General features: G+C 71.0%; 15 protein-coding genes. 10 read left to right on the top strand and 5 right to left on the bottom strand.

The features are described from left to right. Positions 1-12 precede the first annotated feature (12 nt). Both L1857_RS03885 and L1857_RS03880 read right to left on the bottom strand, forming a co-directional pair. Positions 13-1,977, bottom strand: coding sequence for an acetoacetate--CoA ligase (locus L1857_RS03885; protein WP_116114641.1), 1,965 nt, complete (start codon positions 1,975-1,977; stop codon positions 13-15). A gap of 104 nt (positions 1,978-2,081) precedes the next feature. Continuing rightward, the gene (locus tag L1857_RS03880; protein WP_094003607.1) at positions 2,082-2,708 is read right to left on the bottom strand and encodes a dienelactone hydrolase family protein; all 627 of its coding nucleotides are present in this window, start codon (positions 2,706-2,708) and stop codon (positions 2,082-2,084) included. Positions 2,709-2,812: 104 nt separating this feature from the next. Here L1857_RS03880 and hisC point away from each other — a divergent pair, with 104 nt between their 5' ends. Then, complete coding sequence (hisC, locus tag L1857_RS03875; RefSeq protein ID WP_094003606.1) at positions 2,813-3,865, top strand: histidinol-phosphate transaminase; 1,053 nt, start codon at positions 2,813-2,815, stop codon at positions 3,863-3,865. On the opposite strand, the gene L1857_RS03870 is transcribed toward hisC, so the two are convergent. Then, positions 3,855-4,619 carry a sulfite exporter TauE/SafE family protein gene (locus L1857_RS03870; protein ID WP_094003605.1) on the bottom strand — a complete coding sequence of 255 codons (765 nt, stop codon included), beginning with the start codon at positions 4,617-4,619 and terminating at the stop codon, positions 3,855-3,857. The two genes, hisC and L1857_RS03870, sit on opposite strands and share 11 nt — an antisense overlap. A gap of 54 nt (positions 4,620-4,673) precedes the next feature. Here L1857_RS03870 and L1857_RS03865 point away from each other — a divergent pair, with 54 nt between their 5' ends. The 6 genes from L1857_RS03865 (at position 4,674) to L1857_RS03840 (ending at position 11,209) form a co-directional block, all read left to right on the top strand. Then, entirely contained in the window at positions 4,674-5,729 is a 1,056-nt protein-coding gene (locus L1857_RS03865) for an Rv2629 family ribosome hibernation factor (RefSeq protein ID WP_094003604.1), read from the top strand. A 117-nt stretch (positions 5,730-5,846) separates the two neighbouring features. Continuing rightward, complete coding sequence (locus L1857_RS03860) at positions 5,847-6,281, top strand: ATP-binding protein (protein WP_094003634.1); 435 nt, start codon at positions 5,847-5,849, stop codon at positions 6,279-6,281. Further along, complete coding sequence (locus L1857_RS03855; protein WP_094003603.1) at positions 6,278-7,084, top strand: SigB/SigF/SigG family RNA polymerase sigma factor; 807 nt, start codon at positions 6,278-6,280, stop codon at positions 7,082-7,084. The genes L1857_RS03860 and L1857_RS03855 overlap by 4 nt, the downstream gene beginning before the upstream one ends. Before the next feature lie 41 nt (positions 7,085-7,125). Then, positions 7,126-8,067, top strand: a complete 942-nt coding sequence (gene ligD, locus L1857_RS03850) for a non-homologous end-joining DNA ligase (protein WP_162831246.1) — start codon at positions 7,126-7,128, stop codon at positions 8,065-8,067. Beyond that, entirely contained in the window at positions 8,067-9,062 is a 996-nt protein-coding gene (gene ku / locus L1857_RS03845; RefSeq protein ID WP_116114647.1) for a non-homologous end joining protein Ku, read from the top strand. The genes ligD and ku overlap by 1 nt, the downstream gene beginning before the upstream one ends. Positions 9,063-9,727: 665 nt before the next feature. After that, positions 9,728-11,209: an adenylate/guanylate cyclase domain-containing protein gene (locus L1857_RS03840; protein WP_094003600.1), complete on the top strand. Its 1,482-nt coding sequence runs from the start codon at positions 9,728-9,730 to the stop codon at positions 11,207-11,209. Here the strand turns inward: L1857_RS03840 and L1857_RS03835 are convergent. After that, positions 11,206-12,213, bottom strand: a complete 1,008-nt coding sequence (locus tag L1857_RS03835) for a beta-ketoacyl-ACP synthase III (protein ID WP_094003599.1) — start codon at positions 12,211-12,213, stop codon at positions 11,206-11,208. The genes L1857_RS03840 and L1857_RS03835 overlap by 4 nt on opposite strands. Before the next feature lie 119 nt (positions 12,214-12,332). On the opposite strand from L1857_RS03835, the gene L1857_RS03830 reads away from it, so the two are divergent. The 3 genes from L1857_RS03830 to L1857_RS03820 all read left to right on the top strand — a co-directional run bounded on the left by L1857_RS03830 (position 12,333) and on the right by L1857_RS03820 (position 14,514). Continuing rightward, the gene (locus tag L1857_RS03830; protein ID WP_116109838.1) at positions 12,333-13,442 is read left to right on the top strand and encodes a winged helix DNA-binding domain-containing protein; all 1,110 of its coding nucleotides are present in this window, start codon (positions 12,333-12,335) and stop codon (positions 13,440-13,442) included. A gap of 37 nt (positions 13,443-13,479) precedes the next feature. Further along, the gene (locus L1857_RS03825; RefSeq protein ID WP_094003633.1) at positions 13,480-13,956 is read left to right on the top strand and encodes an Lrp/AsnC family transcriptional regulator; all 477 of its coding nucleotides are present in this window, start codon (positions 13,480-13,482) and stop codon (positions 13,954-13,956) included. A gap of 153 nt (positions 13,957-14,109) precedes the next feature. After that, a complete protein-coding gene (locus L1857_RS03820) occupies positions 14,110-14,514 on the top strand; it encodes an SsgA family sporulation/cell division regulator (RefSeq protein ID WP_116109837.1) in 405 nt (134 codons plus the stop codon). 787 nt (positions 14,515-15,301) lie between these two features. On the opposite strand, the gene L1857_RS03815 is transcribed toward L1857_RS03820, so the two are convergent. Continuing rightward, positions 15,302-16,000 carry a hypothetical protein gene (locus L1857_RS03815; protein WP_094003596.1) on the bottom strand — a complete coding sequence of 233 codons (699 nt, stop codon included), beginning with the start codon at positions 15,998-16,000 and terminating at the stop codon, positions 15,302-15,304. Positions 16,001-16,239 lie beyond the last annotated feature (239 nt).

The following is a 16,239-nucleotide window of genomic DNA, read 5'->3' as shown; positions in this document are numbered from 1 at the left end:
ACCCCTTGCCCCCTAACTCCCCCTCGCCATGTCGACGAACGGCTCCAGTGCCGCCGGGTTGGCGAGCGCGTCCCGGCTGACCGCCCGCTCCGGCGCCGTCCCGGTCAGGATCTTCTTGACCGGCACCTCGCACTTCTTACCGTTCAGCGTCCGCGGCACCTCCGCCACCTCGACGAACCGATCGGGTACGTGCCGCGGCGAGAGGCCGCGCCGCAGGTGCGCCCGCAGCTCGGGCTCGATGTCGATCAGCTTCGCGCCGGGTGCCATCACGACGAAACACAGCAGCTCACCGTCGGTATTCCCGGCTCGCGTGGTGTCGATGACGAGCGAGTCGGCGATCTCGTCGAAGCCCTCGACGATCCGGTAGAACTCGGCGGTGCCCATCCGCACGCCGCCGCGGTTGAGGGTCGAGTCGCTGCGGCCGTAGATCACCGCCGAGCCGCGGGGCGTGATCCGGATCCAGTCGCCGTGCCGCCAGACGCCCGGGTACATTTCGAAGTAGGCCTCGCGCAGCCGCGACCCGTCCTCGTCGTTCCAGAAGAACACCGGCATCGACGGCATCGGCTTGGTGACCACCAGCTCGCCGACCTCGTCGACGACCTCGCGGCCCGCCTCGTCGAACGCCGCGACCGCCGCCCCGAGCGCCCGGCAGGACAGCTCGCCCAGCCACACCGGCACGTCCGGCGCGGCCACGACGAACGCGGTGCACAGATCGGTGCCGCCGGACACCGAGCAGATCTGCACCGACCGGCCGACCTCGTCGGCGATCCAGCGGAACCCGTCGTCGCTCAGCGGCGCGCCGGTCGACCCCAGCGCGCGCAGCGCGGACAGGTCGACCGAAGCGGCCGGCCGGATCCGGGCCTTGAGGCAGCTCTGGATGAACGGCGCGGACGTGCCGAAGTAGGTGATCCGTTCCTCGGCCGCCAGCCGCCACAGCGTGTTCAGGTCCGGGTGCCCGGGGCTGCCGTCGAACAGCACGATCGTCGAGCGCGCGAGCAGCCCGGCGAGCAGGAAGTTCCACATCATCCAGCCGGTGGTGGTGAACCAGAAGAACCGGTCGCCGGGGCCGAGGTCCATCTGCAGCACCGTCGCCTTGAGGTGCTCCAGCACGATCCCGCCGTGCCCCTGCACGATGCCCTTCGGCAGGCCGGTGGTGCCGGACGAGTACAGCACCCACAGCGGGTGGTCGAACGGCACCGGCTCGTAGGCCATCTCCGCGCCGGCGTGCTCGGCGAGCAGCGCGTCCCAGTCCAGGGCGTCGTCGACCGCGCCGCCGCCGGCGTAGTCGACCAGCACGGTCGCGGTCAGCGACGGGATCCGCGCGCGCAGGTCCCCGATCGTCGGCCGGACGTCGAAGGACCGTCCGTTGTAGACGTAGCCGTTGATCGCGATCAGGACCTTCGGCTCGATCTGGGTGAACCGGTCGCTGATCGCGCGCACCCCGAAGTCCGGCGAGCAGGACGACCAGATCGCGCCGAGGCTCGCGGTGGCCAGGAACGCGACGAGGGTCTGCGGGCAGTTCGGGGCGAGCGCGACCACGCGGTCCCCCCGGCCGACGCCGAGCGCGACCAGCGCCGACCGCGCCGCCGCCACCTGCTCGCGCAGCTCGCGGTAGGTGAGCCGGGCGGACCGGCCGTCCTCGCGGCGGAAGATCACCGCGAGGTCGTCGTCCGCGCCGGTCAGCGCGTGCTCGGTGTAGTTGAGGGTGCCGCCGGGGAACCACTGCGCGCCGGGCATGCGCGCGTCGCCGAGGACCGCGCTGGGCTCGGAGTGCCAGCGGATGCCGAGGAACTCCGCCGCCGCGCCCCAGAACTCCTCGGGCCGGTCGACGGAGAACCGCCACAACTGGTCGTAGTCGTCGAGGGACACGTCGCGCTCCGCGCGCAGCCAGTCGCGGAACGCCTGGATCCTGCTGGCGGCGACCCGGTCCGGGTCCGGGCGCCACAACACTTCCGGGGTGTCAGCAACGTCGGTCACCCCGGAAGCGTATTGGAAATTGCCGCAAATCGGCCTGCGTAGCGGTGCCGGTAGCGGTGCAAGCTGCTCGGGTGGTGAGGCGGCTCCGCCGTTTCGGAACGCATCTAGCGCAGGTGGGCGTCGAACCAGCTCAGCGTGCGCTGCCAGGCCTCGATCGCGGCCTGCGGGTCCGCGTCGAACCGGTGGTTGGCGCCGGGGTAGCGGACCACGTTGGTGGCCACCCGCGACTCGGCCGCCGCCTCGCGCAGCTTCTCGACCTCGGCGGCGCTCAGCTCGTCACCGGCGTCGCCGTACAGGCCGAGCCACGGGCTGACCAGCTCACGGGCGATTTCGACCAGCCCCGGCTTCTCGGCCACGCTGTGCCCGCCCACGCTGACCGCGGCCCCCAGCTTGCGGTTCGCCGCGACCAGCAGCGCGGCCGTGCCGCCCAGGTCGAAGCCGACGACGCCGAGCAGATCGGCCTGCACACCGCGCTCGACCAGCCACGCCAGCGCGATGTCGGTGGCGGCCAGGACGCTGTCCGGCGTCGGCGTGTCCTCGATGTGCGGGGCGGCGGCCAGCCAGCCCTCCGCAGCCAGGCTCGAGATCAGCAGCCGCACCCCGTCGGTGATGCCGCCGACCTCGTGCAGCACCACGAGCCCGCCACGGACGACGTTCTCGGGTTCGGCGTGGGTCAGGTCGATGGCCCGGCCGTCGTTCCGCTCGTAGTGGGAGGTGTGCGTCTGCGTCATCGCACTACTCAACCATCCCGGGGTGAACGGGAGTCAACACCAATCGCGATCAAGTGTTCGGGATAACGTGACAGCAGCGCGTTCGACCCGAAGGAGTGCCCGCCATGTCCGTGCGTACCCGTCCCGATCTCGGCTCGCTGCCCGCCTACGTCGCCGGGCGGACCGTGCCGGGTGCGATCAAGCTCGCGAGCAACGAGGTTCCCGGCGGTCCGCTGCCGAGCGTGCGGGACGCGATCGCCGAGGCCGCCGCGGACGTCAACCGCTACCCGGACATGGGCGTGACCGCGCTGGCGACCCGGCTGGCGCGCAAGTACGACTTCCCGGTGGAGCGGATCGCGGTCGGTTGCGGTTCGGTCGCGCTGTGCCAGCAGCTCACGCAGGCGCTGTGCGAGCCCGGGGACGAGGTCCTGTTCGCGTGGCGCTCGTTCGAGGCGTACCCGATCGTCACGCAGATCGCAGGCGCGACATCGGTGAAGGTGCCGCTGGACGCCACGCACACGCACGACCTGGACGCGATGCTCGCCGCGATCACACCGAAGACGAAGCTGGTCTTCGTCTGCAACCCGAACAACCCGACCGGCACCGCGAACCGCCGCGAGGAGCTGGTGCGCTTCCTCGACCAGGTGCCGCCGCACGTGGTCGTGGCGCTGGACGAGGCCTACCGTGAGTTCGTCTCCGACCCGGACGTACCGGACGGCATGGAGTTCGCGCGCACCCGCGACAACGTGGTGGTGCTGCGGACCTTCTCCAAGGCCTACGGACTGGCCGGGCTGCGCGTCGGCTACCTGGTCGGCCCGGCCGAGCTGGCCGAGGTGGTGCGCAAGGTCTACATCCCGTTCAGCGTGAACTCGCTGGCGCAGATCGCCGCCATGGCCTCGCTGGACGCCGAGGACGAGATGCGGGAGCGCTGCGCGGCGATCGTCACCGAGCGGCAGCGGGTCGCCGACGAGCTGCTCGCCCTGGGCTACGAGGTGCCCGAGACGCACGCCAACTTCGTGTGGCTGCCGCTGGGCGACAAGGCGCTGGAGTTCGCCGAGCACGCGCTGGCGAACAAGGTGGTCGTGCGGGCCTTCGCCGGCGACGGCGTGCGGATCACCGTGAGCACCCGCGAGGAGAACGACGCGTTCCTGCAGGCGGCGCGCGGCTTCAGCCGTTGACCACCAGCTGGACGATCGCGGCGATCCCGACCACGACGATCACGCCGCGCAGCACCGGCGCGGGCAGCCGGCGCCCGATCTTGGCGCCGAGCTGCCCGCCGAGGGTGGACCCGACGGCGAGCAGCGCGACGACCGGCCAGCTGACCGGGGCGATGAACGCGTAGACGATCCCGGCGACCACGTTGACCACGGCGGCGAGGACGTTCTTGATGCCGTTGAGCCGCTGCAGCGGATCGGTGAGCAGCATGCCCATGAACGCCATCAGCATGACGCCCTGCGCAGCGGTGAAGTAGCCGCCGTAGATGCCGACGAGGAAGATCAGGAACAGCACGAGCCCGCCGTGCCCGCCGCCGCCGTTGCCGGCCTCGCGGCGGCGCGCCACCCACGCCGAGACCCGCGGCTGGATGATCACCAGCACCACGGCGAGCCCGACCAGCACCGGCACGACCGTCTCGAACGCGTTGGGTGGCAAGGAAAGCAGCAGCACCGTGCCGCACACCGCGCCGAGCGCCGACGGCACCGCGTACCGCACGAGCCGCCTGCCCTGTCCGGTCAGCTCGTGCCGGTACCCGATCGCGCCGCTGATCGTGCCCGGCGCGAGCCCGATCGCGTTCGACGTCGTCGCGGTCACCGGCGAGTAGCCCAGCGCCACCAGCACCGGGAACGTGACGAGCGTGCCGGACCCGACGACCGTGTTGATCGTGCCGGCCCACACCCCCGCGAGGAACACGACCAGCGCCTCCCACCACTCCATGTCCCCATCAAACCGTGGCGTTTCGCGCCGCGGACCGACGGGTAAGAAGCGGGCATGGACACGACGACCTTGCGCCCGCTGGTGACCGCGACGGGTCCGTTCACGTCCGTGTACTTCGAGGACTCGCACGACACCGCGGACGCCGAGAAGCAGCTCGAGCTGAAGTGGCGTGAGCTGAAGGACGTGCTGACCGCCCAGCACGCCCCGGACGGCGCGGTGAGCGCGCTGGAGAGCGCGATCCTGGACGGTCCGCGCCCGACCGGCCGCAGCGGCCGCGCCCTGCTGGCCGCCGGCGAGCGGGTCCTGGTCGACGAACACCTGCCGAGCCCGCCCGCGAGCACCATCGCCCGCGTGTCCGACCTGCCCTACCTGCTGCCGCTGGCGCGGTACGGCGAGCTGGCGCTGCCGCACGTGGTCGCCGAGGTGGACCAGGTGAGCGCCACCATCAAGGCCTACGACGAGCACGGCGACGAGATGGCCGTGGAGGAGGTCAGCGGCCGGGACCACCCGGTGCACAAGACGCGGGGCGGCGGTGAGGCTCATCACCGCATGCAGCACCGCGCCGAGGAGGTCCGGCACCACAACGTCACCGACATCGCCGCCGCGATCGCCCGTCTCGCCGAACGCACCCACGCCGAGCTGATCGTGGTGGCCGGCGAGGTGCAGGGCCGCACGGCCGTGATCGAAGAACTGCCCGAGGCCGCCAAGTCCATCGCGCGGGAGGCCACGCACTCCGACGTCGCCGACGAGCTGGCCGAGGCGGTCCGGCAGAGCCGGTTGACCGATGTCGTCGAGCGGTTCCGCGGCGCGTTGAACCAGCCGGACGGCCTTGCCGCGCAAGGGCTCGAAGCCGTGACCGCCGCGCTGCGCGAGGCCAATGTGGAGACTCTGCTCGTCGGTGATCCGGGCGAGGACGTGGTGTGCACGGGTCCGACCCCGGCGCAGATCGCGCTGGGTGAGGAAGAACTCAAGGCCTACGGCGCGACGGAGATCCACCGGTGCCGGGCCGACGAGGCGGTTCCCGCCGCGGCGATCGCCGTGGACGCGGACCTGGTGCACGTCGACGAGGAGCTCGTCGACGGGTTCGGCGCGATCTTGCGCCATCGGTGAGGAGAAGGTCATAACTGCAGCTACAGAATGCTTCCGGACGGTAACCGTACCGAGCGAACTTCCCTCGTTCGAGGCATGATGGTTCCGAAGCAACACTCGAACGACGGTGAGGTGAACGTGACGGACTGGGAGCCACCGTCCTTGCGCGCGCAGAACGAGATCGAACTCTGGCTCGGTGCCGACCTGGCGCACCTGCCGATCGTCCGGTCGGTGGTGGCGACGCTCGCCACCCGCGCCGACTTCGACCTGGACTCGATCGCGGACCTGCGGCTGGCCGTGGACGAAGCGTGCTCGACGCTGATCACCCGGGCACTGCCGGGCTCCACCATGCGCTGCCGCTTCGTCGTGGAGAACGACGAACTGCGGTTCCAGGGCACGGTGTTGTCGGACAGCGACAGCGCGCCGAGCACCAAGTCGTTCGGCTGGCGGGTCCTGAGCACGCTCACGGACTCCGTCGACACGCACGTCAAGTCGAACGGCCAGGGCCACCAGGTGGACATCGAACTCGCCAAGCGACGCATCGCCGTCGACGTCCCAGGGGCAGGCGCGTGACCGGTTCCCGGACGGAGCCGACAAAACCCACCGCGTCGAACGAATACGGCCACCTGGCCCCGCTGTTCGACGAGCTGGCGGAACTGTCGGCCGATGACCCCCGCCGCGCCGAGCTGCGCGACGAGCTCGTCACCGGGCACCTGCCGCTGGCCGAGCACATCGCGCAGCGGTTCTCCGGGCGCGGGGTGGCGAAGGAGGACCTGGTCCAAGTCGCCACGGTCGGGTTGATCAACGCGGTGGACCGGTTCGACGCCAGCCGCGGCTCGGACTTCCTGTCCTTCGCCGTGCCCACGGTGATGGGTGAGGTGCGCCGCCACTTCCGGGACACGGGCTGGCTGGTGCGGGTGCCGCGCCGGCTCAAGGAGCTGCATCTGTCGATCTCGGCGGCGAGCACCGAGCTCGCGCAGCGGCTGGGTCGCGCGCCCACGCCGAGCGAGATCGCGAGCCACCTCGGCGTCAGCCAGGACGAGGTCTACGAGGGCCTGGAAGCGGGCAACGCCTACCACTCGATGTCGCTGGACGAGGTGCTGTCCGGGGACACCGAGAACCTCGCGCTCGGCGACACGCTGGGTGAGGAGGACGCCGGGCTGGAGGGTGTGGAGAACCACGAGGCGCTGCTGCCGCTGATCCAGGAGCTGCCCGAACGGGAACGCAAGATCCTCGGCCTGCGGTTCGTGCACAACATGACGCAGACCCAGATCGCGGAGCGGATCGGCGTGTCGCAGATGCACGTGTCCCGGCTGCTCGCCCGCACCCTGCAGCGGCTGCGCGACGGCCTCACCGAGCCGGAGGGAGAGGCTTGACCAGCGGTTTTGCGGAGCGCTTCGCAGGGTAACCGGCGATCATGGCAGATCCCGGGTGGCGCGCGCCGATGCTGGCGACGCTGACCCAGCAGCCGTTCTCCCGGGAGAACTGGCTGTTCGAGCGCAAGCTGGACGGGGTCCGGGCGATTTGCTCGCGCGACGGCGGCGCGCCGGTGCTGTGGTCGCGCAACCACAACGACATCAGCGCCGGATACCCGGAGCTCGGGGAGGCGCTCGCGGACGCGGGCGCCTCCTCGTTCGTCGCCGACGGTGAGATCGTCGCGTTCGACGGCAACCGGACCAGCTTCGCGCGGCTGCAGCAGCGCATCCACCTGACCGAGCGGCGGCGCATCGAGGCCACCGGCGTCGCGGTGTACCTGTACCTGTTCGACCTGCTGGCCTTCGACGGTCACGACGTGACCGGGTTGCCGCTGCGGCAGCGCAAGCAGTTGCTGCGCAAGGCGTTCGACTGGGGTGGGCCGCTGCGGTACGCCACTCATCGCAACGGCACGGGCGAGGAGTACTTCGCCTACGCGTGCGCGCACGGCTGGGAGGGCGTGATCGCCAAGCGGGCGGACGCGCCGTACCGGTCCGGGCGGACGACCGACTGGTTGAAGTTCAAGTGCGTGCAGGAGCAGGAGTTCGTCGTCGGCGGGTTCAGCGCGCCGGGCGGGGCGCGGACCGGGTTCGGCGCGCTGCTCGTCGGCTACTACGACCACGGCCGGTTGCGGTACGCGGGCAAGGTCGGCGCCGGTTACCCGGAGGCCACGCTGCGTGAGCTGACCGGGACGCTCACCGGGCTGGAGCGCCGCCGGTCGCCGTTCGACGAGCCGGTGCCGGAGCGCGGGCCGCGCTGGGTCGAGCCGTCGGTGGTGGTGCAGGTGCGGTTTTCGGAGTGGACCGGGGACGGGAAGCTGCGGCATCCTCGGTTCACCGGGGTGCGTGACGACAAGCCGGCCGCCGAAGTCGTCCGGGAGGCGTGATGGCGCGAGCGATCTGGAGCGGTGCGATCAACTTCGGCCTGGTCACGGTGCCGGTCGAGCTGTACTCCGCGACCGAGGACCACACCGTGCACTTCCGGCAGTTCGAGCGGGGCACGTCGGACCGGATCCGGTACAAGCGCGTGAACGAGCGGACCGGCGAGGAGGTGGCCTACGAGAACATCGTGAAGGGCTACGACCTCGGCGACGGCGACTACGTGCTGGTCGAGCAGGACGAGCTGGACCAGATCGCGCCCGGCCGGTCGCGGTCGATCGACATCGAGTCGTTCGTGGACCTCGGTGACATCGACCCGTTGTACTTCCAGAAGAGCTACTGGCTGGCGCCGACGAAGGAGGAGTTCGGGCGCGCCTACGGGCTGCTGCTGCAGGCCATGGCGGAGACGAACAAGGCCGGCATCGCGCGGTTCGTGATGCGGGGCAAGGAGTACATGGCGGCGGTGCGCGCCGGGGACGGTGTGCTGGTGCTGGACACGTTGCTGTTCGCCGAGGACGTGCGGGACCCGGCGAAGGAGCTGAAGAAGCTGCCGGAGAAGGCGGCGCCGCGGGGGCGCGAACTGGAGATGGCGATCGCGCTGGTGGACTCGATGGCGGACGAGTGGCGGCCGGAGGCGTACCACGACCAGTACACCGAGCGGGTGCTGAAGCTGATCGACGACAAGAAGGCCGGGCGCACGGTGAGCGTCGAGGAGGAGCCTTCGGAGCCGACCAAGGTGGTCGACCTGTTCGAAGCCCTGTCCCGCAGCGTCGAGCGCCGCAAGAGCGGCGCACCGTCCACGAAGGGCGGTTCGGGGTCCGGGGCGTCGGCGAAGAAGCCCTCCCGCAAGGCGGAGCCGGACCTGTCGGAGCTGAGCAAGGCGGAGCTGGACCAGATGGCCCGAGAGCTGGACATCAAGGGCCGGTCGAAACTCAAGCGAGCCGAACTGGAAACAGCAGTGCGCGAGGCCCGGCCGGGGAAGTCTCGCAAGCGCGCCTCCTGACCGGTGGCCGGGCTGGTCTCCTGCGGCCCACCCACGATCAGTGGACCCGGGCCCGCGCCCGAGCACGGGCTTCCCGTCCGAGGACCACCGGCGCTCACGCCAAGGATCACCGGCATTCCGCGCCAAGGATCACCGGAACTCGCACCGCACTCCGCGCCACCCAGCAGCCCCCTCCCGTCCATTGCCCACCCCCATCATCCGGCGGGACCGCCGCCCGGGGCTCCCGCCGCGTCACCAGCAGCCCGCCGCGCTCTCTCCCCCTCCTCCCCCGGCCACCGGCACCCGACCCCCAGCACTCACCGCCCGGCCCAGCCACCGGCGCCCTACGCCCATCCGTCCGCCCCTGCTGCCCCACCCAACCGCTCCGATTCCCGGCGCCACCGCCACTTCACCTCCATCCCAGGTGCCAGCGCCGCGCCACCACCAGCTCCCGTCACATCCACCGATCCCGCGGCCCTCGGGCCCCGCCGCAACCGGCCCCCACGCCCATCCACCAACCGCCACTGCCCATCCAGCAGCCGCCGCTCCACTCCCACCCCCAACCCCCCAGCGCCGCCACCGGCTGCCTTCCGCCGCGCCCCATCCGTGCGCCACCGAGGCACCCCCACCGAACCGCTCGCCGAAACAACGCGCCCCGCCCCCGCCGGGGCAATACGATCACCTGCGTGCCGAAGCTCGCCCAGCTCGCGAAGTTCCGCGTGGTGCTGCGCACGGGGCTGGGGTTCGTGGTGCTCGGCGTCGGGTCGAGTGTGTGTGGCGCCGCGGCCGTCGGGTTGCTGCTGTTCCTCCAGGGCATCCCCGCCGAAATGGGCACCCGCACCTGGGTCCTGCTCACCTGCGCCGGCGCCTACGTCCTGCTGTCGGTGCTCGTGGGCTCCGCGTGGTCGGCCATCCTGCACCGCCGCACCGCCGTCTGGTTCGCCCAGGGCCGCCGCCCGACGCCGCCGGAAGCCCGCCGCGCGCTCCGCCTGCCGCGCGACCTCGCACTGGTCAGCGGCACCCTCTGGCTCGGCGGCACGATCATCCTCGGCACCCTCACCAGCATCCTCGGCTCCGCGCTCGACGCCCTGGGCGTCACCCTCGCCGTCGGCCTCGGCGGGCTGCTCACCGTGGGCCTCATGTACCTGGCGGCGGAGTGGGTCGCGCGCCCGATCCTGATCCTCGCCCTCGAGGTGAGCCCACCGCGCAACGCGGTCTCGGTCAGCGTCCTGTCGCGCCTCGCGATCACCTGGGCCGTGGCGAGTGGCGTTCCGCTGCTCGGGGTGCTGATCGTCGCCGCGCCGCCGAACATCGGCAACGCCGACGAGACCGCCAGCCTGATCATGCTGTCGATCGTCGGGCTCATCTCCGGTGCGCTCGGCACCGCGCTGCTCGCGCGGGCGGTCGCCGCGCCACTGCACCGGCTGCGGATGGCGGTCGGCCTGATCACCCGCGGCCGCAAGGACGTTTCGGTCCGGGTCGACGACGCCAGCGAGATCGGCTCGCTCCAGGTGTCGGTCAACAGCATGGTCGCCGGGCTGCGCGAACAGGACCGGCTACGCGACCTGTTCGGCAGGCACGTCGGCATCGACGTCGCCCGGCACGCCCTGGAGCACGGGGCGTCCCTCAGCGGCGACGTGCGGGAGGTGGCGGCGCTGTTCGTCGACGTCGTGGACTCGACCGCCCTGGCCTACCGGCTGCCGCCCGAGGAGATCGTGCGCAAGCTGAACCGGTTGTTCGACCACGTGGTGTCGGCCGTCGACGCACGCGGTGGGCTGGTCAACAAGTTCCAGGGCGACGCGGCGTTGTGCGTCTTCGGCGCGCCGACCCGGTTGTCCGATCCGGCGACCGCCGCCCTGTCCGCGGCACGCGCCATCCGGGACGCGGTCCGCGAGGAGGGCGAGCTGGACCTGGGCATCGGCGTCGCGTGGGGCCGGGTGTTCGCGGGGCAGCTGGGCAGCAGCAGCCGGCTCGAGTACACGGTCATCGGCGACGCGGTGAACGAAGCGGCGCGGCTGACCGAGCACGCGAAACACGTGCCCGGCCGCACCCTCGCCAGCGACAGCCTGTGGTCGCAGGCCACGGCCAGTGAGCAGGCGCGGTGGTCCCGCCACGAGACGATCCAGCTCCGCGGGCGGGACACGCCCACGAAGACCTGGACGAACTAGGCCTCGCCGCCCGGCTTGACGTCGGGCCAGGTCAGCAGCGTCGAACCCCACGTCAGGCCGGCGCCGAACGCGGTCAGCAGCACCCGGTGACCAGGCTGGAGATCGCCGTCGTCGCAGGCGTCGGCCAGCGCGAGCGGGATCGAGGCGGCGCTCGTGTTGCCGACGCGCTCGATGTTCGCCACCACCCGGTCGTTCGCCATGCCCAGCTGCTTGGCGGTGGCCTGCAGGATGCGGATGTTGGCCTGGTGACCGACGAACCGGTCCACGTCGCCGACGCCCAGCCCGGACCGGCCCAGCACGGCGCGCGCCGACTCGGCCATGCGCGCGCAGGCGTGCCGGAACACCGCGGTGCCCTGCATCGTGAGGAAGTAGTCGTGCGGGTTGTCCGACTGGCGCTGTTTCGCGCCGCCGGCCGGGACGATCAGCAGGTCGGCGTTCTCACCCTCGCTGTGCAGGTCGAACGGGCCCAGCGCGCCGGGCTCGTCGGCGGTCCCGGCCCGCAGCACGACCGCGCCGGCACCGTCGCCGAAGATCGGCACGGTGGTGCGGTCGCCGGGGTCGCAGTAACGGCTGAAGGCGTCCGCGCCCACGACGAGCACCCGGCCGGCCATCCCGCCGGCGATCATGCCCGCCGCCGTGGCCAGGGCGTAGATGAAGCCACTGCAGACGGCGTTGACGTCGAAGGCGGCGACACCGCTGAGCCCCAGCGCCGAGGCGACCTGCGGGGCGCTGGCCGGGCAGAGCTGGTCGGGCGTCGCGGTCGCGAGCACCACCGCGTCGACCGTGTCGGTGCCGGCGCTGCGCAAGGCGTTCCGTCCCGCGGCGACGGCCATGTCCACTGTGGACGTGTCGGGGTCGGCGATGCGGCGCTCACCGATGCCGGTGCGGGCGCGGATCCATTCGTCAGAGGTGTCCAGATGCCGGGCGAGGTCGTCGTTGTCCACCACCCGCGGCGGCAGCCAGGCTCCCAGGCCGGCAAGGACCGCGTGGTGTCCTTCATGCATGCAACACTTGTAGGGGCTACCCCTGGGTAGACCGGTGAGTTGTGTTCCAGGTCACAAAAGCGGCCCACTAAAGGACTACGCGGACCAGAACTGTCACCGGTAGGTTCTAGGGTTCGGTCATGCCGGACACGCTGGGGCCCCGGGCGCTCAACCGCGCGCTGCTCGCCCGCCAACTGCTGCTGCGGGCGGCGGAAGTCACACCGCTCGAAGCCGTCCGGCACCTCTGTGGACTCCAGGCGCAGGCGCCGTTCCCGCCCTACTACGGGCTGTGGTCACGCCTGCACGGCTTCCGGCCCGAGCAGCTCGGGCAGCTCCTGCTCGACCGGCAGGTGGTCCGGATCGCGTTGATGCGCGGCACGGTGCACCTGGTGACGGCGGAGGACTGCCTGTGGTTGCGTCCGCTCGTGCAGCCGCTGTTCGACCGGGATCTGCGCACGAACACGGCGTACAAGAAACCGCTTGCCCCGCTTGATCTGGGCGAGGTCGCGGACCGGGCGCGTGCGGTGCTGGCGGAGGAGCCGCACACCCCGGCCGCCCTGGGCAAACGGCTTGCGGAGCAGTGGCCGGACACGCCGCCTGCGGCGCTCGCCCACGCGGCGCGCGGCCTGCTCCCGCTGGTGCAGGTCCCGCCGCGGGCGGTGTGGGGCCGCAGCGGGCGGACAACTCTGGCGACGGCGGCGGACTGGCTCGGCCGACCGCTGGATCGGGACGGCTCGCTGGACGATCTCGTGTCGCGGTACCTGGCGGCGTTCGGGCCGGCGAGCGTGGCGGACGTGCAGGCGTGGAGCGGACTGACCCGGCTCGGTGAAGTGGTCGACCGGTTGCGTCCGCGGCTGCGCGTGTTCCGGACCGAGCAGGGCCGGGAGGTGTTCGACCTGCCCGAAGCGCCGCGCCCGGATCCGGCGACGCCCGCCCCGCCGCGGTTCATCGCCGAGTTCTACAACCTGCTGCTGTCCCACACCGACCGGACCCGGGTGCTGCCCGACGACGCGCGCAAGCGGGTGTTCGGGGTGCCGAACGGGGTGTTCCCGGGGACGCTCCTGGTCGACGGGCTGGTGCGGGGCAGCTGGCGGATCGCGCGGTCGCGGAACGCCGCGACACTGGAGATCGAGCCGTACGAGCGTTTCTCCACAAAGGACAGGGCAGCGCTGGAGGACGAGGGGGCGCGGTTGCTGCGGTTCGCTGTCGGCGAAGATGCCGGCGACATCCGCTTCGCACCCCTTGCGTGAGCCGCGTCGCAGGCGGGGTTGTGGTTACGATGCGGTGGTGCCCGCCGCTGACCTGGACAAACTCGACTACGAGATTCTGAAACGCCTGCAGGACGACTCACGCACGATCGCCGAGGCGATCGGCGCCGAGGTGGGTCTGTCCGCCGCCGCGGTGCAGCGCCGCATCAAGCGGTTGCGGCATGCCGGCGTGATCTCGCGTGAGGTCGCGGTGATCGATCCGGCGTCGGTCGGGGTCCACATGACGTTCATCGTGATGGTGGAGATGGAGCGCGAGCGGCTGGAGGTGCTGGAGGCGTTCCGGAAGCAGGTGCTGGCTGACTCCGCTGTGCAACAGTGCTACTACGTTACGGGGTCGGCGGACTTCATCCTGGTCGTGCAGTGCCGGGACATGGGGGAGTTCGAGGCGTTCACCCGCCGCATGTTCTTCGACAACGGCGAGGTGCGGCACTTCACGACGAGCGTCGCGATGGACCGCGTCAAGGTGGGGCTGACCGTTCCCCTGAACGGGGGCTGATCGGGGTGGGCGCGCGTGTTACAGGTTGGAAGATTTTGCAGCCGATCGCGTGAAAGTCGTCCGCGACGCATCATTTTCGGCGTCCGCTTACATCTCATCGCTGTCCGACCAGTTCGCGCCGGGAGCGCGAACCAAGACCGCGAGAGGTGGCACGTGAACACCGATACCGTCACCCAGAGCCAGTTCGTGTCGCTCAACGGCTCCAGTGCTCCAGTCCTGTCTCGACTGTCGTACGTCGCGAGCGAGCCGTTCGCCGTGAACATCGCGTTCCGCACGGAGCGTGGCCGTTGGGTGGAGTGGACCTTCGCCCGCGAACTGCTCGTCACGGGCCTGCGGGAGCCCGCCGGCATCGGCGACGTGCGCGTGCGCCCGGATCTGTCGACCGACGAGGGAATCCTGATCCTGGAGATCGAGTCCCCCGACGGCTACGCGCTGGTGGAAATCGAGCGCGAGGACGTGGAGCGCTTCCTCGACGCCGCTACGGACCTCGTTCCGCTGGGCACGGAGAGCGACCGCTTCGACGTGGACGCCTTCATCGACGAGATCACGAACGTCTGACGCCTGGCACCGCGCACCCCACGCTGCGGTGCCAGTTTCAGCCCCGCCGATCCGGACTCGGGCAGCCTCGCCCAGCCCCCCACGGCGCTCCCACACAATGTCACGCCGATTCAGCTGATCCCAGCCGTTCACCTGCACCGACGTTGCCATGCCGGCTCCGCCACACACCCCGGCGGTCGCCCGCACCAACGCGCCCCAACGTGCGGCCGCTCCCCGACGCCACGCGTCAGAAGCCCCACCTCACGGCGCCAACCCCGGATACCACCCGTTGCAAGCCCAGCAACGGCGCCACCCCACCTCGACTGACCTCGCGCTCACACCCGGCTGGCACACCCCAGCGAGCCAGCCCACTCAAAGCCCACCCACCTCACCAAAGGCACCTCGACTGACCTCACGCTCACGCCGGGCCAGCTCACCCGAGGAACCAGCCCACTCGGAGCCCACCCACCTCACCAAATGGACTGACCTTGCGCTCACGCCGGGCCGACTCGCCGCGGGGAGCGACCCCACTCGAAGCCCGCCCCACGGCGCGCCAAACAGCTCGGTCGACCCCGCGTCGTGCCTGGTCGGCTCCACCGTGCCCCAAAGACAGCCCACTCCAAGCCCAACCCGCGGCGCGGCCCCAGCCCGGTTGACCTCATACCCGCTTCAGTCCCGCACGCCGACTGGCGTCGACGCAGGCCGTCCCCGGTGCCGTCCCCAGCGTGTCGTCGAGACCCGGCAAACATCACGCGCGCGGCCCCACTGGCCGATTCCTCCGGGCCGTGCAGCACCGCCCGCCGAGTGGTCAACGCCCCAGCGGCCCGAAGTACCTCGGTGACCGGTCCTGGTCCTCGTCGAAGTCACCGCGCAGGTCGGGCTGGCTCCACGTCCAGACCTGGAACAGCTGCTGGATCTGCTCATCGATCGCCCGAGCGAGTGGCTTGTTCTGCTTGCTGGTCTCCTCGACCGGGCCGTTGCGCGCCTCGCCATGTCCCGAAGGCGCCGTCTGGGTCGGAGTCACCTTCTTCTTCGTCGACGGAGAAGTCTTCGACGGCTGAGGAGGCGCACTTGGCTGCGTCGTCACCGGCACCTGAGGAACGGGACTCGTGCTCGGAGGCGGTTGCACCGGCGCCGCAGGAACGGCGCTCGGCACGACCCCAGCCGCCACTGCCGGCGTGGTGTCCGAGCCGTGACCGAAACCGAACGTGCCACCCGCGATCCACCCGACACCGACGAGCACGAGGGCCGCAACAGCGACCAGCAAGTTGCGCCGGACCCGACGGAGCAGGCGCCGCTCCTCACCCGGCCCGGGCCGATCAGTCACCGGCTCGAGCGCGAGGCCGAGCTGTCCGGACACCGACGCAAAGCCCGCGAGGATCGACTCGTCGTCCGCGTGCGCCTCGATGGGCTTGGGCGCACTGGCCGCCACAATTCCCGTACGGTCCGCCAGTTGCACGCTCCGCACGAGGTCATCCGACCTGTCACGCAGGATCGTGCGCGCCATCAACACCCTCCATCGGCACGGCGTGGACCTTCCCCAATGCCTTGCCGCTCGGCGGGCGTCACTCGACCACCCCACAGAGCCAGCTACGGCTCGGCAAAAGCTACCAGCGCGATGAGTGCGTCCATGCCGAGAGACTCTCACTTTCCCCGATCATGGAAAAAGATAACTCCATCGGGTGATGATCAGCTGCACAAATCATGCGGACCGTAGTCACCGCTCCTCTCCCGTCGCTCTACGTG

It is taken from the genome of Amycolatopsis thermalba (assembly GCF_023376025.1).
Lineage (GTDB): Bacteria > Actinomycetota > Actinomycetes > Mycobacteriales > Pseudonocardiaceae > Amycolatopsis_E > Amycolatopsis_E thermalba.
This window is presented reverse-complemented; position numbering and strand designations above follow the sequence as displayed.

What these genes read in the sequence shown, in the direction of transcription:
- L1857_RS03880 (WP_094003607.1), bottom strand. Translation starts at nt 2,708, where the DNA reads ATGACGCAGACGCACACCTCCCACTACGAGCGGAACGACGGCCGGGCC.
- hisC (WP_094003606.1), top strand. Translation starts at nt 2,813, where the DNA reads ATGTCCGTGCGTACCCGTCCCGATCTCGGCTCGCTGCCCGCCTACGTC.
- L1857_RS03870 (WP_094003605.1), bottom strand. Translation starts at nt 4,619, where the DNA reads ATGGAGTGGTGGGAGGCGCTGGTCGTGTTCCTCGCGGGGGTGTGGGCC.
- L1857_RS03865 (WP_094003604.1), top strand. Translation starts at nt 4,674, where the DNA reads ATGGACACGACGACCTTGCGCCCGCTGGTGACCGCGACGGGTCCGTTC.
- ligD (WP_162831246.1), top strand. Translation starts at nt 7,126, where the DNA reads ATGGCAGATCCCGGGTGGCGCGCGCCGATGCTGGCGACGCTGACCCAG.
- ku (WP_116114647.1), top strand. Translation starts at nt 8,067, where the DNA reads ATGGCGCGAGCGATCTGGAGCGGTGCGATCAACTTCGGCCTGGTCACG.
- L1857_RS03835 (WP_094003599.1), bottom strand. Translation starts at nt 12,213, where the DNA reads ATGCATGAAGGACACCACGCGGTCCTTGCCGGCCTGGGAGCCTGGCTG.
- L1857_RS03830 (WP_116109838.1), top strand. Translation starts at nt 12,333, where the DNA reads ATGCCGGACACGCTGGGGCCCCGGGCGCTCAACCGCGCGCTGCTCGCC.
- L1857_RS03815 (WP_094003596.1), bottom strand. Translation starts at nt 16,000, where the DNA reads ATGGCGCGCACGATCCTGCGTGACAGGTCGGATGACCTCGTGCGGAGC.